General features: G+C 74.6%; 17 protein-coding genes. All 17 read left to right on the top strand.

What is annotated here, in order from left to right; translation table 11 throughout:
• Nucleotides 1-491 precede the first annotated feature (491 nt).
• The 17 genes from ACFY7E_RS18035 (at nt 492) to ACFY7E_RS17955 (ending at nt 21870) form a co-directional block, all read left to right on the top strand.
• Nucleotides 492-2822 carry a ricin-type beta-trefoil lectin domain protein gene (locus tag ACFY7E_RS18035; RefSeq protein ID WP_389486133.1) on the top strand — a complete coding sequence of 777 codons (2331 nt, stop codon included), beginning with the start codon at nt 492-494 and terminating at the stop codon, nt 2820-2822.
• A 187-nt stretch (nt 2823-3009) separates the two neighbouring features.
• A complete protein-coding gene (locus tag ACFY7E_RS18030) occupies nt 3010-4191 on the top strand; it encodes an ROK family protein (RefSeq protein WP_389486131.1) in 1182 nt (393 codons plus the stop codon).
• A gap of 472 nt (nt 4192-4663) precedes the next feature.
• Complete coding sequence (locus tag ACFY7E_RS18025; protein ID WP_389485914.1) at nt 4664-6187, top strand: sugar ABC transporter ATP-binding protein; 1524 nt, start codon at nt 4664-4666, stop codon at nt 6185-6187.
• Nucleotides 6184-7215: an ABC transporter permease gene (locus ACFY7E_RS18020; RefSeq protein ID WP_389485912.1), complete on the top strand. Its 1032-nt coding sequence runs from the start codon at nt 6184-6186 to the stop codon at nt 7213-7215. The genes ACFY7E_RS18025 and ACFY7E_RS18020 overlap by 4 nt, the downstream gene beginning before the upstream one ends.
• A gap of 50 nt (nt 7216-7265) precedes the next feature.
• The gene (locus tag ACFY7E_RS18015) at nt 7266-8309 is read left to right on the top strand and encodes a substrate-binding domain-containing protein (RefSeq protein ID WP_389485910.1); all 1044 of its coding nucleotides are present in this window, start codon (nt 7266-7268) and stop codon (nt 8307-8309) included.
• 134 nt (nt 8310-8443) lie between these two features.
• Nucleotides 8444-9670 (top strand): Gfo/Idh/MocA family protein, encoded by a 1227-nt coding sequence (locus tag ACFY7E_RS18010; protein WP_389485908.1) that lies wholly within the window; start codon nt 8444-8446, stop codon nt 9668-9670.
• Nucleotides 9671-9682: 12 nt separating this feature from the next.
• Complete coding sequence (locus ACFY7E_RS18005) at nt 9683-10684, top strand: sugar phosphate isomerase/epimerase family protein (RefSeq protein ID WP_389485906.1); 1002 nt, start codon at nt 9683-9685, stop codon at nt 10682-10684.
• Between the two features lie 153 nt (nt 10685-10837).
• Entirely contained in the window at nt 10838-11986 is a 1149-nt protein-coding gene (locus ACFY7E_RS18000; protein WP_389485904.1) for an inositol-3-phosphate synthase, read from the top strand.
• Complete coding sequence (locus tag ACFY7E_RS17995) at nt 11983-13251, top strand: SCO3242 family prenyltransferase (RefSeq protein WP_389485902.1); 1269 nt, start codon at nt 11983-11985, stop codon at nt 13249-13251. Before ACFY7E_RS18000 ends, ACFY7E_RS17995 begins: the two co-directional genes overlap by 4 nt.
• The gene (locus tag ACFY7E_RS17990; protein WP_389485900.1) at nt 13248-14135 is read left to right on the top strand and encodes a sugar phosphate isomerase/epimerase family protein; all 888 of its coding nucleotides are present in this window, start codon (nt 13248-13250) and stop codon (nt 14133-14135) included. Before ACFY7E_RS17995 ends, ACFY7E_RS17990 begins: the two co-directional genes overlap by 4 nt.
• Nucleotides 14132-14878, top strand: coding sequence for an EboA domain-containing protein (locus ACFY7E_RS17985; RefSeq protein WP_389485898.1), 747 nt, complete (start codon nt 14132-14134; stop codon nt 14876-14878). Before ACFY7E_RS17990 ends, ACFY7E_RS17985 begins: the two co-directional genes overlap by 4 nt.
• Nucleotides 14879-14912: 34 nt before the next feature.
• Nucleotides 14913-15761, top strand: coding sequence for a TatD family hydrolase (locus tag ACFY7E_RS17980; RefSeq protein WP_389485896.1), 849 nt, complete (start codon nt 14913-14915; stop codon nt 15759-15761).
• 9 nt (nt 15762-15770) lie between these two features.
• The gene (gene eboE, locus ACFY7E_RS17975; RefSeq protein WP_389485894.1) at nt 15771-16943 is read left to right on the top strand and encodes a metabolite traffic protein EboE; all 1173 of its coding nucleotides are present in this window, start codon (nt 15771-15773) and stop codon (nt 16941-16943) included.
• On the top strand, nt 16940-18382 hold the full coding sequence (locus tag ACFY7E_RS17970; protein ID WP_389485892.1) for an alkaline phosphatase family protein: 1443 nt from the start codon (nt 16940-16942) through the stop codon (nt 18380-18382). Before eboE ends, ACFY7E_RS17970 begins: the two co-directional genes overlap by 4 nt.
• A gap of 161 nt (nt 18383-18543) precedes the next feature.
• Nucleotides 18544-18906, top strand: coding sequence for an STAS domain-containing protein (locus ACFY7E_RS17965; RefSeq protein WP_389485890.1), 363 nt, complete (start codon nt 18544-18546; stop codon nt 18904-18906).
• 214 nt (nt 18907-19120) lie between these two features.
• Entirely contained in the window at nt 19121-21127 is a 2007-nt protein-coding gene (locus ACFY7E_RS17960) for an ATP-binding protein (protein ID WP_389485888.1), read from the top strand.
• Between the two features lie 146 nt (nt 21128-21273).
• Nucleotides 21274-21870: a hypothetical protein gene (locus ACFY7E_RS17955; protein WP_389485886.1), complete on the top strand. Its 597-nt coding sequence runs from the start codon at nt 21274-21276 to the stop codon at nt 21868-21870.
• Nucleotides 21871-21890 lie beyond the last annotated feature (20 nt).

Below are 21890 nucleotides of genomic sequence, written 5' to 3'. Positions count from 1 at the left end.
TGCGCCGTCACGCCGTAGGGACCGGCCCGCAGCTCATGACCGGTTCATTTCAAGGAAGTTAGCGGGCTTTGTCGAAGTCCGTAACCCGGTGCGCGCGAGTTTCCGTCACTTTATTCACGACGGGGACAAAGCATGGACGGTGCCGGGAGAAGTCCCTACTGTGTCCGACGCGGCGACGCGGACCCGGTCCCGTCCCGCCCGCACCACCTCCGTGTCCGGGCCGACGACGCGTCCCGGCAGCGGTGGATCCCCCACTTGCCCGATCGAGTCCTTCATGCCCTGAAGGACCGTCAGGAGGTCACGTGCATCCACGGCTGTACCCCCACCGATCGGCCGGACGCCTGGCCGGAACACTCCTCGTCTCCTTCCTGACCGCCGTCCTGGCGGTCTCCCCCGCCTCTCCGGCCGCTCCCCCCTCCCCCACCGCGCCGGCCGCCCCGGTCTCCCGGGGCCCCGCGCCCGATCCCACCGACACGAACAAGCCCGCCCGCGTGAAGGGCTCCGCCGTCCCGGCCGGTGCGACCCTGAAGGGCCGCTCCGCCGCCGCACTCCCCCCGCAGACGCCCGGAGTCACGCTCCGCGTCTTCGACGTGCAGATCCCGCTGAACAACCTCTGCGTGCTGAAACCCGGGCAGACCCCCAACATCGACAAGCTGATGCCGGTGGTCGACTGGTCCACGGCCGCCGACTTCGGCCTGGAGACCCACTTCGTCACCCATGTCGTCGGCAACCTGAACGTCCCCCAGGGGGGCAGCCACACCCTCCGCCTCGCCAGCGACGACGGCTCCCGCCTCCTGATCGACGACCAGGTGGTGATCGACCACGACGGCCTGCACGGTCCCGACCCCAAGGACGCGACCGTGAACCTGACGGCGGGCGTCCACGCGCTGCGCATCGAGCACTTCGAGCGCGACGGCGGCCAGCAGATCACGCTCTCCTGGAAGCCGCCGGGCGCCACCGGCTTCAGCGTCGTGCCGAACTCGGCCCTGAGCACGGACGCCGACGTCGTCCGCGTGACCGCACCGGGCCGCAAGGAGTGCGAGGGCATCGCGGACACGCCCGGCGACGGCCTGCCGCTCACCGGCGTGCACCCGAACTACACCCTCACCGACCTCCGCCCCAAGGGCTTCGAGCCGCAGGTCTCCGCGATGGACTGGCTGCCGGACGGCCGCCTGGCCGTGACCACCTGGGGCGGCAGCAACAACACCACGGGCGAGGTCTACCTGCTCGGCAACGTCACGGGGAACACCGGCCCGGACAAGGTGACGGTGAAGAAGGTGGCCTCGGGCCTGAAGGAACCGATGGGCGTCAAACACGTCGACGGCAAGCTCTACGTCTCCCAGAAGCACGAGCTGACCGAGCTGAACGACACCAACGGCGACGAGGTCACCGACCAGTACCGGCGGGTCGCGACCTGGCCCTTCGGCGGCAACTTCCACGAGTTCGCCTTCGGCCTGCTGTACAAGGACGGGTTCTTCTACCTGAACCTGTCGGTCGCCATCAATTACGGCGGGGCGACCACGAACCCGCAGCCCGCACCGAACCGCGGCACCACCATCAAGGTGAACCGGCAGACCGGTGAGGTCTCGTACGTGGCCGGCGGGCTGCGCACCCCGAACGGCATCGGCTGGGGCCCCGAGGGCGGCCTCTTCGTCACCGACAACCAGGGCGGCTGGCTGCCCTCGTCGAAACTGGTGCACATCAAGCAGGACCGGTTCTTCCACCACTACATGAACCCGGCCGGCCCCTTCGACTCCCGGCCGGTGACCAGGCCGGTGCTCTGGCTGCCGCAGAACGAGATAGCCAACTCGCCCAGCACACCGCTCCAGTTGACCGACGGCCCGTTCGCCGGGCAGATGCTGTTCGGCGACGTGACGTACGGCGGCGTGCAGCGCGGCTTCCTGGAGAAGGTCGGCGGCGAGTACCAGGGCGCGGTCTTCCGGCTCACCCAGGGCCTGGAGGCGGGCGTGACCCGGATCAGCGTCGGCCCGGACGGCGCGCTGTACGCGGGCGGGCTCGGCGCGGGCGGCAACTGGGGCCAGGAGGGCAAACTCGCCTTCGGCCTGCAGAAACTGTCGCCGAACGGCGCCAACGCCTTCGACATCCGCGCCATGCGCGCCGTGCCGGGCGGCTTCGCCCTGGAGTACACCCAGCCGCTGTCGACGCAGACGGCCACCGACCTGGCCGAGCACTACCGGATCAAGCAGTGGCGTTACGCGCCGACCGCCGACTACGGCGGTCCGAAGATCGGCGAGGAGACGCTCACCGCGCAGTCGGCCGCCCTCTCCGCCGACCGGAAGACGGTCACCCTGACCGTCCCCGGCCTCAAGGCCGACCGGGTGGTGCACGTCCGCTCGCCGCGCCCCTTCACCTCGTCCACCGGCGAGTCCCTGTGGAGCACCGAGGCGTGGTACACGCTGAACCGGCTGGCCGGCGGGGTGCCCACGGGAGAGGTGCGGGGCCTCGGCAACAAGTGCCTGGACGTCGACGACTCCCAGACCGCGGACGGCACGAAGATCCAGGTGTGGGGGTGCAACAGCACCGGCGCCCAGCAGTGGACCGTGGCCGGGGACGGCATCCTGAAGGCGCTCGGCAAGTGCCTGGACGTCTCGGGCGGCGGCTCGGCGGACGGTACGAAGGTCCAGCTGTGGACCTGCAACGGATCGGGCGCCCAGACCTGGCAGGCGCAGGCCGACGGCAGTCTGCGCAATCCGCAGTCCGCCAAGTGCCTGGACGTCGCCGACGGCGCCACGGCGAACGGCACGAAGGTCCAGTTGTGGACGTGCAACGGGACGAGCGCACAGAAGTGGGCCCTTCCCTGACCTGAGACGAGGTGACGAAGGGGGAACGCGTGCGGCCCGCACACGTTCCCCCTTTGTCCTGCGCGTGGAAGAAGTCGCAGTGGAACTGTGCGCAACTTCTTCCCCTCCGGGTGAAGCGCTGCTACGTTCCCCTCGAAAGCGAAGAACGGACGAGGCACGGAAGAGGGGAGGAGGGGACGTGCGACGCATGACGGCCCGGCCCGCGAACGCCCATCAGGCCCGCCTGCTCCGGCTGTTGCGCGACGGAGGCCCCAACTCGCGTGCTCAGCTCGGCGATCAGGTCGACCTCTCCCGCTCCAAGCTCGCGGTCGAGGTGGACCGGCTCCTGGAGACGGGCCTCGTCGTCGCGGACGGGCTCGCCGCCTCCCGGGGCGGGCGCCGCTCGCACAACATCCGGCTCGCGCCCGGACTGCGCTTTCTCGGCGTCGACATCGGCGCGACCTCGATCGACGTCGCGGTGACCAACGCCGAACTGGAGGTCCTGGGGCACCTCAACCACTCCATGGACGTGCGCGAGGGCCCCGTCGCGGTCTTCGAGCAGGTCCTGTCGATGGTCGGGAAGCTCAAGGCGTCGGGGCTCACGGACGGGCTCGACGGCGCGGGCATCGGCGTGCCGGGCCCCGTCCGCTTCCCCGAGGGCGTCCCGGTGGCCCCGCCGATCATGCCCGGCTGGGACGGGTTCCCCGTCCGGGAGGCGCTCAGCCAGGACCTGGGGTGCCCGGTGATGGTCGACAACGACGCCAACCTGATGGCCATGGGCGAGCAGCACGCGGGCGTCGCCCGGTCCGTGGGCGACTTCCTGTACGTCAAGATCGGCACCGGCATCGGCTGCGGCATCGTCGTCGACGGAGAGGTCCACCGCGGTACGACGGGCAGCGCCGGCGACATCGGGCACATCCAGGTCGACCCGGAGGGCCGGGCCTGCGGCTGCGGGAACCGGGGCTGCCTGGAGGCCCACTTCGGTGGCGCGGCGCTCGCCCGTGACGCCGAGGACGCGGCGCGCGAGGGACGCTCGGTCGCCCTCGCCACCCGCCTGGAGGCCGCCGGCGCGCTGACCGCGGCGGACGTGTCCGCGGCCGCCGCGGCGGGGGACGCCACCGCCCTGGACCTGATCCGGGCGGGCGGTGACCGCGTCGGCCAGGTCGTCGCCGGCCTCGTGAGCTTCTTCAACCCGGGGATGGTCGTGATCGGAGGCGGGGTGACGGGACTCGGGCACACGCTCCTCGCGAGCGTGCGGACCCAGGTGTACCGGCGCTCCCTCCCCCTCGCGACCAGGAACCTGCCCATCGTCCTGGGCGAGCTCGGATCGATCGCCGGCGTGACCGGCGCGGCCCGGCTCATCAGCGACCACCTGTTCTCGCCGGCCTGATCCGGGCCGGCGGGCACCGCGAGGTGCCCAGTACACCGGCACCGTGAGGTGCCCAGTACACCGGTACCGCGAGGTACCCAGCACGTCGGCACCGTGAGGCGCCCAGTACACCGGCACCGCAAGGCGCCGAGCACGTGAGCACCGCGTGGTGCCCCGTACGTGAACACCGCGCAGCCTCCCACGTGTGAGCACCGCGAGGTGCCGCACGCCACGGGCACCCGTACGACCTGCCACACGCACGTCCCGTACCGCTCGCACCGCCCGTACCCCGTACGCCCGCACATCTGTACCGCTCGCACCGCCCGTACGTCCCGTACCGCTCGCACCGCCTGCACCCCGTACGTCCCCCACCCCCGCGGCCGTGCCGCCCGCGCGAAGCCACGGCACCGCACCTCCTTCGGAACACCCGGTCACGCCCCCGTTCTCGCGTCCGCCCTGTCCGCTCACGGCCCGCACCAGCCGAGGAATCGTCATGGCACCAGAACCGCCCCTGCTCACCATGTCCGGCATCACGAAGTCGTTTCCCGGAGTCCGCGCCCTCGACGGCGTCGACCTGGAGGTCCGGGCCGGAGAGGTCCACTGCGTCCTCGGCCAGAACGGCGCCGGCAAGTCCACCCTGATCAAGGTCCTCGCCGGCGCCCACCGGCCGGACGGGGGCACGATCACCTGGCGCGGGCAGGACGTGACGCCCGGCTCCCCGATCGCGGCCATGCGCCTCGGCATCGCCACCATCTACCAGGAACTCGACCTGGTCGAGGGGCTGTCCGTCGCCGAGAACGTCTTCCTCGGCCACGAACCCGCCTCCGCGGGCTTCGTCGTCCGCGCACGGACCGCCCGCGCCGCCACCGCGCGGCTGCTGGGGCGTCTCGGCCACGGTGAGATCGATCCCGCGCGCCGGGCCGGTGAACTCTCCGCCGCCCAGCGGCAGATCGTCTCCATGGCCCGCGCCCTCTCCCACGACGTACGCCTCATCGTGATGGACGAGCCGTCCGCCGCCCTCGACCCGGAAGAGGTCGACAACCTGTTCCGGACCGTCGCCGACCTGACCGCCGAGGGGGTCGCCGTCGTCTACATCTCCCACCGTCTGGAGGAGATCCGCCGGATCGGCGACCGGGTCACCGTCCTCAAGGACGGCCGGACCGTCGCGGGCGGACTGCCCGCGAAGTCCACCTCGACCGACGAGGTCGTCACGCTGATGACCGGCCGCAGCGTCGAGTACGTCTTCCCGGAGCGCCCCCGGCGGGCCGCCCCCGCCACGGCCGCGTCCGTCCTGCGCGTCGAAGGGCTCACCAGGGAGGGCGAGTTCGCCCCGCTCGACCTGGAGCTGCGTCCCGGTGAGATCGTCGGTCTCGCCGGGCTCGTCGGATCGGGGCGCTCCGAGATCCTGGAGACGGTCTACGGCGCGCGCCGGCCGACCGGCGGGCGCGTCCTCGTCGACGGGGTGCCCCTGCGGCCGGGCAGCGTCCGCGCGGCCGTCCGGGCCGGCGTCGGCCTCGCCCCCGAGGAGCGCAAGGCGCAGGCGCTGCTGCCGATGGAGTCCGTCACCCGGAACGTGACCCTCTCCACCCTCTCCCGCTTCTCGCGCGGCGGCCGGCTCGACCGGCGGCGGGAACGGGAGGACGCCCGGCGGGTCACCCGCGAACTGTCCCTGCGGCCCGACGATCCCGACGTCCGGATCCGGACCCTGTCCGGCGGCAACCAGCAGAAGGCGGTGCTCGCCCGCTGGCTCCTGCGCGGCTGCAAGGTCCTGCTGCTCGACGAGCCGACCCGGGGGGTCGACGTCGGCGCCCGCGCCGAGCTGTACGCCGTCGTCCGGCGGCTCGCCGACGAGGGCCTCGCCGTCCTCCTCGTGTCCAGCGAGGTGCCCGAGGTCCTGGGCCTCGCCGACCGCGTCCTCGTGCTGCGCGAGGGGACCGTCGTGCACACCGCCGACGCCCGGGAGCTCGACGAACACCGCGTACTCGACCTCGTGATGGAAGGAAGCCCGACGGCATGACGCAGTCGACCACTCCGGCGGGACACGACGCGCCGGTCACCCCCCTCACTCCCCCGCCGGGCGGGAAGACCGCCCCACGGAGGCCCCTGGGCCTCCGCCCGGACGTGCGGAACCTGTCCCTGCTCGGCGTCCTGGCCGCCCTGGTGGTCGTCGGGGGCCTCACCCGGCCCGACGAGTTCCTGGCCGCGAGCAACCTTCAGCTCGTCCTCACCCAGGCCTCGGTGATCGGCGTCGTCACCGTCGGCATGACCTTCGTCATCACCAGCGGCGGCATCGACCTGTCGGTCGGGGCCATCGTGGCGCTGGCGTCCGTCTGGGCCACCACGGTGGCGACCCAGGAGTTCGGCTTCGCCGGCATCCTCTTCACGGCGGTGGTCGTGGGCCTCGGCTGCGGCCTGGTGAACGGCCTCCTCGTCGCGTACGGCGGGATGGTCCCCTTCATCGCCACCCTCGCGATGTTCGCCTCCGCCCGCGGCCTCGCCCTCCAGATCACCGAGGGCAGGACCCAGATCGTCACCGTCGAGTCCGTCCTCGACCTGGGCCTCCCCGACTCCTACGTCCTCGGGATCCCGCCGCTCGTCCTCGTCTTCGCCGCCGTCACCGTCGCGGGCTGGTTCCTCTTCGACCGCACCACCTTCGGCCGCCGGACGGTGGCCGTGGGCGGCAACGCGGAGGCCGCCCGGCTCGCCGGCATCGACGTGCGCCGCCAGCGCCTCCACCTCTACCTGCTCTCCGGGCTGTGCTGCGGCATCGCCGCCTTCCTGCTGATCGTCCTCGCCGGCTCCGGCCAGAACACCAACGGCAACCTGTACGAGCTCGACGCCATCGCCGCCGCCATCATCGGCGGCACCCTCCTCAGCGGCGGCCGGGGCACCATCGTCGGCTCCGTCCTCGGCGTCCTCGTCTTCACCACGATCACCAACATCTTCGCCCTGAACAACCTGGAGAGCGCCGTCCAGCAGATCGCCAAGGGCGCGATCATCGTCGCCGCCGTCCTCGTCCAGCGCCGCGCCGCCCGCGACGCCTGACACTCCGTCAACTCGCCGCCCCCGAAACCCGCTCGAAGGGATCCACCGCCATGCCGGAAACCAGCCGCAGACACCTCCTCCTCGGCGGCGCCGCCGTCTCCGCCGGGGCCCTGCTCACCGCCTGCACCAGCAACGAACCCGGTAACACCGGCACGGTCCCCGCCGGGAGCGCCGCCCCCGCAGACGGCGACAAGCACGGCACCCCCGTCACCATCGGCTTCGCCGGCCCGCAGGCCGACCACGGCTGGCTCAACGCCATCAACGAGAACGCCAAGCGGCGCGCCGCGACGTACTCCGACGTCACCCTGGAGATCACCGAGGGCTCCAACGACACCGCCGCCCAGATCGGACAGGTCCAGACCCTCATCAACAAGAAGGTCGACGTCCTCGTCGTCCTCCCTGCCGACGGCAAGGCCCTCACCCAGGTCGGCCTCCAGGCCATGCGGGCCGGCATCCCCGTCGTCAACCTCGACCGGATCTTCGCCTCCCCGCAGGCCTACCGCTGCTGGATCGGCGGCGACAACTACGGCATGGGCCTCAACGCGGGCCGCTTCATCGGCGAGCGGCTCAAGGACAAGCCGAACGCCACCGTCGTCGAACTCGCCGGCATGGACAGCCTGGAGCTCACCAAGCAGCGCACCCAGGGCTTCGACGACGCCCTGAAGAACTACCCCAACATCCGCAAGGTCGCCCGCCAGGCCGCCGACTTCACCGTCGAGTCCGGTCAGGCCAAGATGGCCCAACTGCTCCAGGCGCAGCAGAAGTTCGACGCCCTCTGGAACCACGACGACGACCAGGGCGTCGGTGCGCTGCGCGCCGTCGCCCAGGCCGGCCGCAAGGACTTCCTCATGGTCGGCGGCGCCGGGGCCAAGTCCGCCATGGACGCCATCAAGGCCGACTCCGGCGTCCTCAAGGCCACCGTCCTCTACCCGCCGACCATGGCCGCCTCCGCGATCGACCTCGCCCGCGCCCTCGGTCGGAAGAAGGGCGTCGGCGGCCTGTCCGAGCTGGAGATCCCCGCCTCGATCACCCTCTACTCGGCCGTCGTCACCAAGGAGAACGTCGACCAGTACCTGCCCACCGGCTTCAACTGACCGGCACGAGCGCCGCCCGGACGGGCCCCCGCGGTCCGTCGGCCCTCCGCTCCCGTCCGGGCGGGGCCCGCTTCCGGCGCGCCACGGAACCGACGTCTCCACCGGCCGTGGCCGGTGCCTGCGAGAGGACACCAATGGAACAGAGCGACAGCGAGAGGGTCCCGCCGGCGCTCGGCATCGGCCTGATCGGTTACGCCTTCATGGGCGCCGCCCACTCCCAGGGCTGGCGCACGGCCGGCCGCGCCTTCGACCTGCCGCTGCGGCCGGTGCTCGCCGCGGTGGCCGGCCGTGACCCCGTCGCCGTGCGCGCGGCGGCCGCCCGACACGGCTGGGCGGCCGCCGAGACCGACTGGCGGGCCCTGATCGCCCGCGACGACGTCCACCTCGTCGACGTCTGCACACCGGGCGACAGCCACGCGGAGATCGCCGTCGCCGCCCTGGAGGCCGGCAAGCACGTGCTGTGCGAGAAGCCGCTCGCCAACTCGGTGGCCGAGGCCGAGGCGATGGCGGCCGCCGCCGAGGCCGCCGCCGCCCGGGGCCAGATCGCCATGGTCGGCTTCAACTACCGCCGGGTGCCGGCCCTCGCGCACGCCCGCCGGCTCGTCGCGGAGGGCCGGCTCGGCGCCCTGCGGCACGTCCGCGTCACGTACCTCCAGGACTGGCTCGTCGACCCCGGCTTCCCGCTGACCTGGCGCCTGGAGCGGGAGCGCGCCGGGTCGGGGGCGCTCGGGGACCTGGGGGCGCACATCGTGGACCTCGCCCAGTACCTGGCGGGCGAGCCGCTCGTCGGGGTGTCGGCGCTCACCGAGACCTTCGTACGGGAACGCCCCCTCCCGGCCGGGCCGCGCGCGTCCGGCGGCCGGGGGCGCGGGCCCGTCACGGTCGACGACGCGGCCGTCTTCACCGGGCGGCTCGCCTCCGGGGCACTCGCGACGTTCGAGGCGAGCCGGATGGCGCCCGGCCGCAAGAACGCGCTGCGCCTGGAGATCGACGGGGAGCACGGCTCCCTCGCCTTCGACCTGGAGCGGCTCAACGAACTGTCCTTCCACGACCACACCGAGCCCGCCGTCACGGCCGGCTTCCGCCGCATCCTCGTCACCGAGCCCGGCCACCCCTACCTGGAGGGCTGGTGGCCGCCCGGCCACACGCTCGGCTACGAGCACACCTTCGTCCACCAGGCCCGCGACCTGGTCCACGCCGTCGCGACCGGCACCGCCCCCGCGCCCTCCTTCGCCGACGGCCTCCAGGTCCAGCGGGTCCTGGCGGCGGTGGAGGAGAGCGCGGCGAAGAACGCCGTCTACACGCCCGTACCCGTGCTCGCCCCGGCGCCGGAGGCCGAGCGCGCGCGGGCACAGGTCTGAGGAGGAGACCCCATGCCACGACCCTTCACCCTCTTCACCGGCCAGTGGGCCGACCTGCCCCTGGAGGAGGTCTGCCGGCTCGCCCGCGACTTCGGCTACGACGGCCTCGAACTCGCCTGCTGGGGCGACCACTTCGAGGTGGACAAGGCCCTCGCCGACCCGGCGTACGTCAAGGGCAGGCGGGAACTGCTCGACGCGTACGGCCTGAAGTGCTGGGCGGTCTCCAACCACCTGGTGGGGCAGGCCGTCTGCGACGACCCGATCGACGAGCGCCACCGGGCGATCGTGCCCGCCCGGATCTGGGGCGACGGCGACGCCGAGGGGGTGCGGCGGCGGGCGGCCCGCGAGCTCGCGGACACCGCGCGGGCGGCGGCGGCGCTCGGCGTCGACACCGTCGTCGGCTTCACCGGCTCCTCCGTCTGGCACCTGGTGGCGATGTTCCCGCCGGTCCCCGAGCGCATGGTCGAGCGCGGCTTCGAGGACTTCGCGGAGCGCTGGAACCCGATCCTCGACGTCTTCGACGCCGAGGGCGTGCGCTTCGCCCACGAGGTGCACCCCAGCGAGATCGCCTACGACTACTGGACCACCCAGCGGGCCCTGGAGGCGATCGGCCGGCGTCCCGCCTTCGGCCTGAACTTCGACCCGAGCCACTTCGTGTGGCAGGACCTCGACCCGGTCGGCTTCCTGTGGGACTTCCGCGACCGGATCTACCACGTGGACTGCAAGGAGGCCCGCAAGCGGCTCGACGGACGCAACGGACGGCTCGGCTCCCACCTGCCCTGGGGCGATCCCCGGCGCGGCTGGGACTTCGTCTCCGCGGGCCACGGCGACGTGCCCTGGGAGGACGTCTTCCGGATGCTCCGCTCCATCGGCTACGCCGGACCGGTCTCCGTGGAGTGGGAGGACGCGGGCATGGACCGGCTCACCGGCGCCCCCGAGGCGCTCTCCTTCCTCAAGCGGTACGACTTCGACCCCCCGGCCGCCTCCTTCGACGCCGCCTTCTCCGGTCCGTGAACCGCGCGCGGCGTCCGGAGCCGGGGGGCACGCCCGCACGGAGCGGCCGCCCATGAACCGGCGGCGGGCGGGGAGGCGTCGTACCCCCCGCCCGCCGTCCCGCCCCTACACAGCGACACCGACAGCGACACCGACACGGCAGGGAGGCAGTCAGTGCACCACGGGAACGCGACCGGGAGAGAGGCCCGCGACCGGCGGGCGCGCACCGGGGTCTGGTTCGTGGGGGCGCGCGGATCGGTGGCGACCACCGCCGTCGCCGGATGCGCGGCCGTCACCGCGGGGCTGTACCCGCCGACCGGCATGGTCACCGAGACGCCGCCGTTCGCGGGGGCGGGGCTGCCCCCGCTGGCCTCGCTCGTCTTCGGCGGCCACGACACCTCCGACTGTCCCCTGCCGAAACGCGCCGAGGACCTCACCGGGGCCGGTGTGCTGCCCGCCGGCCTCGCCCGCGCCGTCCACGCCGAACTGGCCGCGGCCGACCGGGAGATACGGCCGGGCGGGCCGCTCGCCGGGGACACCCGCGGCGACGAGGAGCTGATCGCCGCCTTCGCCGACGACCTGGCCGCCTTCCGCACGCGTCACGCGCTGGCGCGGGTCGTCGTCGTCAACGTCTCCTCCACCGAGCCGCTGCCGGGCCCGGACGCCACGCGTCTGCCGCCCAGCTCCCTGTACGCCGCCGCCGCGCTGCGCGCCGGCTGCTCCCACGTCAACTTCACGCCGTCGACCGGGCTGCGCGCCCCCGCGCTCGCGGCCGCCGCCGGGGCGAGCGGCCTGCCCCACGCGGGCCGCGACGGCAAGACCGGCCAGACGCTCCTGCGGTCCGTCCTGGCCCCGATGTTCGTCCAGCGGGCCCTGACCGTGCGGGCGTGGTCCGGCACCAACCTGCTGGGGGGCGGGGACGGGGCGGCCCTGGCCGATCCGGCGGCGGCCGCGGCCAAGAACGCCGGAAAGGAACGCGTCCTCGCCGAGACGCTCGGCCCCGGCGTCGAGGGCGCCGTCCACATCGACGAGGTCCCCGCGCTCGGCGAGTGGAAGACCGCCTGGGACCACATCGCCTTCGACGGCTTCCTCGGTTCCCGGACGGTCCTCCAGACGATCTGGCAGGGCTGCGACTCGGCGCTCGCCGCCCCCCTGGTCCTGGACCTGGCGCGGCTCGTCGCCCGGGCCCACGAGGCGGGTCTCGCCGGGCCCCGCCCCGAACTCGGCTTCTACTTCAAGGACCCCGACGGGGGTCCGGCGGGCCTGTCCGAGCAGTTCGGCGCGCTCCTCTCCTTCGCCGACCGTCTCCGGGAGGCCGGATGATCCGCTCGTCGTTCCTCCGGCTCGCCCGCGCGGGCGCCCCGCCGACGGTGGAGGCCACGGGGTACTGGACGGGGGCCCGGCCCGTACCCGCGTACGGGGGCGCGTCCGCCCGGGAGAGGCTGAGGGCGTGGAGCGAGCTCCTGCGCGTCTCGGCCCTGCTCAGCGTCCCCGGCGACGCCCTCGCCGGGGCCGCGGCCGCGGGCGTGCGGCCCGGCAGGGGCACCGCCTGGGCCGTCGGCTCCTCGCTGTGCCTGTACGAGGCGGGCATGGCGCTCAACGACTGGGCGGACCGGCACGAGGACGCCGCCGAGCGCCCCCACCGCCCCGTCCCCTCCGGCCGGGTGAGCCCCGGGGCGGCCCTGGGCGCGGCCGGCGTGCTCACCGCCGCCGGGCTCGCCCTCGCGGCCCGTGCGGGGCGTCCCCCGCTGGCGGTCGCCACGGTCCTGGCCGCGACGGTCTGGGCGTACGACCTCCGGCTCAAGCACACGGCCGCCGGTCCGGCCGCCATGGCGGCGGCCCGCGGCCTCGACCTCCTCCTCGGCGCCACGGCGACGGTGGCCACCGCTCGGAGGGAGGCCTCGGGCGCGCCCGCCGCCGGCGGGACGGGGCGCGGCTCCCGGCGTACGGCTTCGCCCTCGTCCGCCGTTCCCCCGCCCACCGTTCCGTCGTCCGCCGTTCCCCCACCCACCGTTCCCTCGTCCGCCGTTCCCTCGTCCGCCGTTCCCGCGCGCGCCGCCTTCCCGTTCGCCGCCCTTCCCCCGGCGGCGGTGCTCGCGGCGCACACCTACGCCGTCACGGCGGTGTCCCGGCACGAGGTGCGCGGCGGTTCCACGGCCGCGCCCCTGGGCGCGTTCGCCGCCGCCGCGGTCCTCGGCGCCCTCACGGCCTCGTCACGCCGGGACCCGTACCGGTCCACCGCCCCTCCCCGCCCGAGCCCGTACCGGTCCACCGCCTCGTCCCGCCCGGGCCCGCACCGTCCCGGCGCACGGGGGAAGCCACCCGCCGCGCCGGGCCGTTCCACGGCGGAGCGCGTCACCCCGGTCCTGGCCGCCGTCTACTTCCGCACCGCCGCCCGTCCCCTCCTGGACGCCGCCCTGAACCCGTCCCCGCTCCTCACCCGGCAGGCCGTGGGGGGCGGCATCCGGGCGATGGTCCCCCTGCAGGCCGTCCTCATGTCCCGCTCCGGGGCGACCGCCGGCGGTCTCGCCCTCCTGGGCCTCGGCCCCCTGGCCCGCCGTCTCGCGCGAAAGGTCAGTCCCACGTGAACGCACTCCGCACGGCCCCCGGTCCGGCTTCCCTCCGCTACGGCTACGGCACCAACGGGCTGACCGACCTCCGGCTCGACGACGCCCTCGCGCTCCTCGCCGATCTCGGCTACGACGGCGTCGGCCTCACCCTCGACCACATGCACCTCGACCCCCTCGCCCCCGGCCTGGCCGCCCGCACCGCGCGCGTGGCGCGCCGGCTCGGTGAACTCGGCCTCGCCGTCACCGTCGAGACCGGCGCCCGGTACGTCCTCGACCCCCGGCGCAAGCACGGCCCCTCCCTCCTCGACCCCGACCCGGACGACCGCGCCGTCCGCGTCCGGCTGCTCGTCACGGCGGTGCGCGTCGCCGCCGACCTCGGCGCCCACGCCGTGCACTGCTTCAGCGGCACCGCCCCGCCCGGCACCGCACCGGACACCGCCTGGAACCGCCTCGCGGAAGCGCTCGGGCCGGTCGTCGAGGCCGCCGGGTCCGCGGGCGTGCCCCTCGCGATCGAACCCGAGCCGGGCCACCTCCTCGCCACGCTCGACGACTTCCACCGCCTGCGCGCCGCCACGGGGGACCCCGCGCCCCTCGGCCTCACCCTCGACATCGGCCACTGCCAGTGCCTGGAACCGCTGTCGCCCGCCGCCTGCGTCCGCGCCGCCGCGCCCTGGCTGCGGCACGTCCAGATCGAGGACATGCGGCGCGGCGTCCACGAGCACCTGCCGTTCGGCGACGGCGAGATCGACTTCCCCCCGGTCCTGGCCGCCCTCGCCTCCACCGGCTACCGGGGGCTCACCGTGGTCGAACTCCCGCGCCACTCCCACGCGGGCCCCGCACTCGCCCGCGACTCCCTCGCCTTCCTCCGCTCCCGGACCCCGGAAGGAGACCCGGTCACGTGACCGCCGTCCCCTCCCCCGCCACCCCGCCCGTCTCGCGTACCGCCCTCGACGCGCGCCTCACCCCCACCGCCCGCGCGTGGCTGGACGACGCGCTGTCCGAGGCCGCAGGTACGGCCCCGGACGCGGGCCGCACTCCCGCCAGGCCGGACGCGGACCGCGCCCACGGCGGGCCGGACGCCGCCCCCGCCCACACCGGTCCGGACACCACCCCCACCCGTACGGACCCGGCCACCACCCCCGCCGACCCCGTTCCTCCCCCCTGGGAGCCGCGCTTCGCCGCCGCGGGCCGCCACTGCGGTCACGAGCACGCCGACGCGGTCCGCGTCCTCCTCCTGACCGAGGCCCGAGCCGACCCGGAGACCCTCGCCCTCCTCTACCACCGGGGCAGCGCCGCCGAGCGCCGCGCCGTGCTCCACGCCCTGCCCCACCTGGTCGGCGGTCCCGAGGCGCTTCCCCTCGTCGCCGACGCGCTGCGCACCCACGACACCACGCTCGTCGCCGCGGCCGTCGGTCCCTACGCGGCCGTCCACCTCGACCAGCGGGCCTGGCGGCACGCCGTCCTCAAGTGCCTCTTCACCGGAGTCCCCGTCGCCGTGGTCGCGGGGCTGCGGCGCCGCGCCCGCGGCGACGCCACGCTCGCCCGCATGCTCGCCGACCACGCCGCCGAGCGCACCGCCGCCGGCCGCGACGTCCCCCACGACCTGGAGCGCGTGCTCGCCCTGACGGCCCGGGCGCGTCCGTAGACCTCCGCAGCCCTCCGCAGCCCGAGGAGTCCCGATGCGCATCTTCGACCCCCACGTCCACATGACCTCCCGCACCACCGACGACTACGAGGCCATGCGCGCCGCCGGTGTCCGCGCCCTCGTCGAGCCGTCCTTCTGGCTCGGCCAGCCGCGGACCTCCCCGGCCAGTTTCCTCGACTACTTCGACGCCCTCCTGGGCTGGGAGCCCCACCGGGCCGCCCAGTACGGCATCGCCCACCACTGCGCCCTGGCGCTCAACCCCAAGGAGGCCAACGACCCCCGCTGCGTCCCCGTCCTCGACGTCCTGCCCCGCTACCTCGCCAAGGACGGCGTCGTCGCCGTCGGCGAGATCGGCTACGACTCCATGACGCCCGCCGAGGACACCGCCCTGGCCGCGCAGCTCCAGCTCGCCGCCGACCACGGCCTGCCGGCGCTGGTCCACACGCCCCACCGGGACAAGCTCGCCGGACTGCGCCGCACGATCGACGTGGTGCGCGAGTCCTCGCTCCCTCCCGAGCGCGTCCTCCTCGACCACCTCAACGAGACGACGGTCCGGGAGGCCCGGGAGAGCGGCTGCTGGCTGGGCTTCTCCGTCTATCCGGACACCAAGATGGACGAGGACCGGACGGTCGCGGTCCTGCGGGCCCACGGCACCGAGAAGGTCCTGGTCAATTCGGCGGCGGACTGGGGGAAGAGCGATCCGCTGAAGACCCGCCGGGTCGGCGAGGCGATGCTCGCCGCCGGGTTCGACGAGGACGACGTCGACCGGGTGCTGTGGCGCAACCCGGTCGCCTTCTACGGGTTCGGCGACCGGCTCCGGCTCGACGTCCCGCCGCCGGGGGAATCGCACGAGGGGAACTCCGTCCTCCGCGGCGGGGAGTGAGGGGCCCCGATGCGCTTCCGCCATCCCGACGGGTCCGTCGTCCACCTGTCCTACTGCACCAACGTCCACCCCGCCGAGACCCTCGACGGGGTCCTCGCCCAGCTCCGCGACCACTGCGAGCCCGTCCGCCGGCGGCTGGGGCGCGACCGGCTCGGCATCGGCCTGTGGCTGGCGAGGGCCGCGTCCCGCGCCCTGAGGGACGACCCGGCGGCGCTGCGCGGCCTGCGGACCGAGCTGGACCGCCGCGGCCTGGAGGTCGTCACCCTCAACGGCTTCCCCTACGAGGGCTTCGGCCGGGACGAGGTCAAGCACCGGGTGTACCGGCCGGACTGGACCGAGCCCGAGCGCCTGGCGTACACGACCGATCTCGCCCGGCTCCTCGCCGCGCTCCTGCCCGCCGACGTCGACGAGGGGACGATCTCCACGCTGCCGCTCGCCTGGCGCCGGGGGTTCGGTCCGGCCGGGAGCTCCACCGCGCGGGACGCCCTCGCCGTCCTCGCCGAACGCCTCGACGTCCTGGAGGAGCTGATGGGGAAGTCGATCCGGGTGGCCCTCGAACCCGAACCCGGGTGCGCCGTCGAGACCACCGCCGACGCCATCGGTCCCCTCTCCGCCGTCGGCGCGCCGCACCGCGTCGGCGTCTGCGTCGACACCTGCCACCTCGCCACCTCCTTCGAGGACCCGGCCGGCGCGCTGGCCGCGCTCGACGCGGCGGGCCTCACCGTCCCCAAGGCGCAGCTGTCCGCAGCTCTCCACGCCGAGCAGCCGCACCTCCCGGCCGTGCGCGAGGCGCTGGCCGCCTTCGCCGAGCCCCGCTTCCTCCACCAGACCCGCACCGTCACCGCCGGCGGACTGCGCGGCACCGACGACCTCGACGAGGCCCTCGCGGGCGGGTCCCTGCCCCGCACGGGTCCCTGGCGCTCCCACTTCCACGTTCCCCTGCACGCGCGGCCCGCGCCGCCACTGACCTCCACGCTCCCCGTGGTCGAGGAGACCCTGGCCCTGCTCGTGGGCGGCCCCGTCCCCCGTACGCGCCACCTGGAGGTGGAGACCTACACCTGGCAGGCGCTCCCGCCCGAGCTGCGGCCCCTCACCCGCGCCCGGCTCGCCGACGGCATCGCCGCCGAACTCGCCCTGGCACGCGACCTCCTGACCGACCTCGGCCTCAAGGAACTGCCATGACCGACCCGACCGGTGCCTCCGCCGCCCCCGTCCCGCCGCACCCCACTCCGCTCCTCGTCCTGGACGTCGTCGGCCTCACCCCCCGGCTGCTCGACCACATGCCGAACCTGGGGGCACTCGCCGCCGCCGGCTCCCGGGCGCCGCTGACCACCGTCCTGCCGGCCGTCACCTGCACCGCCCAGACGACCTTCCTGACCGGTGTCCTCCCGTCGGAGCACGGCGTCGTCGGCAACGGCTGGTACTTCCGGGACCTCGGCGAGGTCCTGCTGTGGCGCCAGCACAACGGCCTGGTCTCCGGCGACCGGGTCTGGGACGCCGCGCGCCGGGTCCACCCCGGCTACACCGTCGCCAACATCTGCTGGTGGTACGCCATGGGCGCCGACACCGACGTCACCGTCACCCCCCGCCCCGTGTACTACGCCGACGGCCGCAAGGAACCCGACTGCTACACCCGCCCGCCGGCCCTCCACGACGAGCTCACCGAGAGGTTCGGCACCTTCCCCCTCTTCCACTTCTGGGGCCCGGGGGCCGACATCGTCTCCAGCCGGTGGATCGCCGGGGCCACCCGGCACGTCATGCGCACCCGCCGCCCCGACCTGGTCCTCTGCTACCTCCCGCACCTCGACTACGACCTCCAGCGCTACGGCCCCGACGACCCGCGGGCCCACCGGGCCGCCGCCGAGCTCGACGCCGTCCTCGGCCCGCTCCTCGCGGACGCCCGGTCCGAGGGCCGCACGGTCGTGGCCCTCTCCGAATACGGCATCACCCGGGTCGACCGGCCGGTCGACATCAACCGCGCCCTGCGCCGGGCCGGTCTCCTGGAGGTCCACACCCAGGACGGCATGGAGTACCTGGACCCCACGACGTCCCGGGCCTTCGCCGTGGCCGACCACCAGGTCGCGCACGTCTACGTCCGGCGCCCCGCCGACCTCCCGGCCGTCCGGGAGGCGCTCGCGGGCCTCCCCGGACTGGCGCGGCTCCTGGACGACGAGGGCAAGAAGGAGCACGGTCTCGACCACCCGCGCTCGGGGGAGCTGGTCGCCCTCGCCGAACCCGACGCCTGGTTCACGTACTACTACTGGCTCGACGACGCCCGCGCCCCCGACTTCGCGCGGCTGGTCGAGATCCACCGCAAACCCGGCTACGACCCCGCCGAACTCCTCATGGACCCGGCCGACCCGTACGTGCGGATCAGGGCGGCCAGGGAGGTCGCCCGCAAGAAGCTCGGCATGCGCTACCGGCTCGCGGTCGTCCCCCTCGACCCCTCCCCCCTCCGCGGCAGCCACGGCCTCCTGCCCGCGGACGAGGAGGAGGGTCCGCTCCTCGTGTGCTCCGTCCCCGGCGCCGTGGACGGCCGGGTCGAGGCCACCGACGTGAAGGCCCTGCTCCTGCGCCTGGCCGGCGTGGAGGAGGATGCGGACGTTCCGCCGCCGCGCTGAGGCGGGGCGCGCGGGACCGGCCGTACGAGGAGATCCCGCGCCGCCCGTGCGGCGGGGGACCGCCCGGTACCGCCGTCGGGGCGGGCCCGGCATGATGGTGCGGGCGGGACCGTCCCCGCCCGCCCCGGCCCGGGACGGGCCCACGTGCTGCTGAGGAGACAATGAGCGACCACGACAACACCGCCCGCTCCGGCCGGCTGTCCGCCACGCACCACACCGTCGACGGCGTGCGGATCGTCAACCTGCGGGGCGAGATCGACCACACCTCCAGGGACGCCCTCGGCAAAGCCCTGCTGCCCGAGGACGAAGCGGTGACGCGGGTCGTGGCGGACCTCGGGGGCGTGAGCTTCATGGACTCCAGCGGCATCAACGTCTTCATCACCGCCCACCGGCAGATCGGCGCCGCCGGCGGCCGGCTGCACATCGCCGCCGCCAACGAGGCCGTCCTGCGGGTCCTGACCCTCGTCGGCGTCGACACCTTCATCCCCTGTCACCCCACCGTCCGACAGGCGCTGAACGCCTGACACCCGGCCCGCCGCGGAGGAAGGGGCGAAACGGCCCCCGTCCTCCCGGGACGGAGGAGCCCGGCCGGACGGCCGGCCGGGCTCCTCCGTCGAACACCCCCTTCGCACACCGGTACGACGCGCATGCGAGCGGACCGGAGTCCGGCGGCGGGGGACGCCGGCGCTTCGCCGAACACGTGCATCCGGACCCCCACCCTGTCGGAGAATGCGGGGAATGGACACGTGGATGCCGCCGGAGAGCGGGTCGTTCGTCGGAAGGACCGGGGAAGTCGAGGAGCTGGCCCGCCGGTTGGGCGAGCGACGGCTCGTCACGCTGGTGGGCACGGGCGGGATCGGGAAGTCCCGGCTCGCCTCGCGCGTCGCCGGCGGTCTCGGGCCCGACGCCTTCACGGGCGTCCACTGGGCCTCGCTCTGGTCGCTGGCCAACGCCTCCCTGCTCGTTCCCCTGGTCGCCGACGCCTGCGGACTGTCGGACCACTCTCCCGGCGAGCCCGTCGACGCGCTGGCCGACTGGATCGGCGCGCGCCGCGTCCTGCTGGTCCTGGACTCCTGCGAGCACCTCGTGACGGCGTGCGCGGCGCTGGTGTCGGCCCTCCTCGCCCGCTGCCCGGAGCTCGTCGTGCTGGCGACCAGCCGCGAACCCCTGGGCACGGGGACCGAGTTCCTGTTCCCCGTCGGTCCCCTGCCGGTCGACTCCGACGCGATGGACCTGTTCGCCGACCGCGCCGACGCCGTCGGCGTCCGCTGGACGCGGCCCGAGGACTTCGTCGCCGCCGCCGAGGTGTGCCGCTGGCTGGAAGGCGTCCCCCTGGCGCTCGAACTGGCCGCCGCGCGGCTGCGGGAGAGGCCGCTGTCCTCGATGGCGCGGCTCCTGCGCGGCAGGCTCTCCCTCGCCGGGAGCCCCGGGAGCACGGTCCGTCCGACGCGTCACCGCGCGCTGCGCACCACCATCGGATGGAGCCACGAACTCTGCGAGCCGCTGGAACGGCTGCTGTGGGCCCGTCTGTCGGTGTTCCGCTCGGCCGCCGCGGTGGACGACGCGGTACGGGTCTGCCGCGGCGGGCCGCTCACCGAAGCCGCCCTGGAGCGGGCCCTGGAGGGGCTCGTCCGCAAGAGCGTCGTGACCCTGTCCGGCGGCCGCCTGCACCTCTTCGACTCGGTGCGGGAGTACGGGGCGCTGTGGCTCGCGGAACTCGGCGAGACCCGTACGACGGCCGACCGGCACGCCCGGCGCTTCCACGAACTGGCGGTCGCCGTCGAGGACTCGTGGTGGGGGCCCGGTCAGGCGGACGCCTGCGCGCGGCTGGCCGACTGCCACGGCGACCTGTGCGCGGCCCTGGAGCACCTGCTGGCCACGGATCCCCCGGCGGCGGCGGAGCTGGCGGGGGCGCTCGGCTTCTTCTGGGCGTGCTCCGGCCACCTGCACGAGGCGGCGCACTATCTGGAGGAGTGCGCGCGGGTGGTCGCCGGCCCCGGGGCCGTCGTGGGCAAGGTGGCTTGGGCGCTCGGAGTGGTCCGCTGTCTGCGGGGCGAGTACGACACCGCGGCCCGGCTGGCGGGCCGCGCCGACGAGTGCGCGGTGCGGGCGCGGGACGCGACGCTCCTCGCCGACGCCGCCTATCTGCGCGGTCTGGTGATGCTGCTGCGCGGCGATCCGTCGGACGCGCTGGCCGTCGCGGACCGCGCGCTGGCCGAACCGGGCGTCTCGGCGCCCGCGGTGGCGCGGTGCCGGCTGGTGCGGGTCTTCGCCCTGACGGCGTCCGGTGCCCTCGGGGAGGCCCGCGCCGAGGCCGAGGGACTGCGGCTCGACTCGGTGTCGGCGGGCGAGCACTGGACGCGGTCCTACACCGAGTACCAGCTCGCGGTGATAGCGCTGCGGGAGGGGCACCCGGCCGACGCCGCGGACCACGCCCGGGCCATGCTGCGGGACAAGCGCCTGATAGGCGACGTCTTCGGCCTGGGCCTGGGCCTCGACCTCCTGGCGGTCGCCCTGTCGGCGCTGGCCAGGGGCGAGGAGGCGGCCTCGGCGTACGGGACGGGCCGGGTGTTCTGGCAGATGGTCGGGCATCCGCAGCGGGGCACCCCCGAACTGCAGCCGCTGCGGCGGCACGCGGAGCTGTCGGCCCGGCGGCAGATCGGTGACGGCGCGTACGACGACGCGTACCGGCTGGCCACCCTGACGGACCCGTTCGTCGCGCTGGAGACGATCCTGACGGAGTGACCCGCCGGGGCCACCCCACCGCGCCGCCGGTGCCGGCGCACCCGTCCGGCTCACCACGATGGCGGGGGCGGCCGGGTCCGGCGAGGGTGGAGCGGTGTCCGGCGCCCGCATCGGGCGCCGTCCCGCCCCCCAGAAGGAGCACCGTCATGTCCGAACGCCACACCCTCGTCCGCAGCCTGCACGATGTGGGGCTGGCCGCCTGGTTCGGCGGCTCCCTGATGGGCGCGGTCGGCCTCAACGGCGCGGCCGGGAGCGAAGGCGGCACGGAGGTGGCCACGGACCGGATCGCCTCCGCGGGTTGGGCGAGGTGGACGCCGGTCAACGCCGCCGCCATCGGCGCGCACCTGTTCGGCAGTGGGGCGCTGCTGGCCGTGAACGCCCACCGCGTGGCCACCCAGCAGGGCGTCGCCGCCTCCACCGTGGCCAAGACCGCCGTCACCGCCGCGGCCCTGGCCGCCACCGCCTACGCCCGCGTCCTGGGCAAGAAGGTCGAACTGGCCTCCTCCCCCGACCCCCAGGACGCCGAGAAGTCGGCCCGGCACCCCCTCGAACTCGACAAGGCCCGCCGGCAGCTGGCCTGCGCGCAGTGGGCGGTGCCGGCGCTCACCGGATGCCTGGTGGTGCTCAACGCCCTGCACGGCGAGCAGCAGCGCCCCGCCGAGCAGCTCTCGGGCATGTGGCAGCGCGCCGCGTCCCTCTCCCGGCACATGCCTCCCGGCGTCGCCGCCCACCTGTCGCACTGACGCCGTCCGGCGTCCGGGCC

The sequence above is a fragment of the Streptomyces sp. NPDC012825 genome, from assembly GCF_042900925.1.
GTDB lineage: Bacteria > Actinomycetota > Actinomycetes > Streptomycetales > Streptomycetaceae > Streptomyces.
This window is presented reverse-complemented; position numbering and strand designations above follow the sequence as displayed.

Bases quoted from the DNA above. Each gene is read 5' to 3' on its own strand.
- ACFY7E_RS18030 (WP_389486131.1), top strand. From the start codon at position 3,010: ATGACGGCCCGGCCCGCGAACGCCCATCAGGCCCGCCTGCTCCGGCTG.
- ACFY7E_RS18025 (WP_389485914.1), top strand. From the start codon at position 4,664: ATGGCACCAGAACCGCCCCTGCTCACCATGTCCGGCATCACGAAGTCG.
- ACFY7E_RS18020 (WP_389485912.1), top strand. From the start codon at position 6,184: ATGACGCAGTCGACCACTCCGGCGGGACACGACGCGCCGGTCACCCCC.
- ACFY7E_RS18015 (WP_389485910.1), top strand. From the start codon at position 7,266: ATGCCGGAAACCAGCCGCAGACACCTCCTCCTCGGCGGCGCCGCCGTC.
- ACFY7E_RS18010 (WP_389485908.1), top strand. From the start codon at position 8,444: ATGGAACAGAGCGACAGCGAGAGGGTCCCGCCGGCGCTCGGCATCGGC.
- ACFY7E_RS18005 (WP_389485906.1), top strand. From the start codon at position 9,683: ATGCCACGACCCTTCACCCTCTTCACCGGCCAGTGGGCCGACCTGCCC.
- ACFY7E_RS17995 (WP_389485902.1), top strand. From the start codon at position 11,983: ATGATCCGCTCGTCGTTCCTCCGGCTCGCCCGCGCGGGCGCCCCGCCG.
- ACFY7E_RS17980 (WP_389485896.1), top strand. From the start codon at position 14,913: ATGCGCATCTTCGACCCCCACGTCCACATGACCTCCCGCACCACCGAC.
- eboE (WP_389485894.1), top strand. From the start codon at position 15,771: ATGCGCTTCCGCCATCCCGACGGGTCCGTCGTCCACCTGTCCTACTGC.
- ACFY7E_RS17970 (WP_389485892.1), top strand. From the start codon at position 16,940: ATGACCGACCCGACCGGTGCCTCCGCCGCCCCCGTCCCGCCGCACCCC.
- ACFY7E_RS17965 (WP_389485890.1), top strand. From the start codon at position 18,544: ATGAGCGACCACGACAACACCGCCCGCTCCGGCCGGCTGTCCGCCACG.
- ACFY7E_RS17960 (WP_389485888.1), top strand. From the start codon at position 19,121: ATGGACACGTGGATGCCGCCGGAGAGCGGGTCGTTCGTCGGAAGGACC.
- ACFY7E_RS17955 (WP_389485886.1), top strand. From the start codon at position 21,274: ATGTCCGAACGCCACACCCTCGTCCGCAGCCTGCACGATGTGGGGCTG.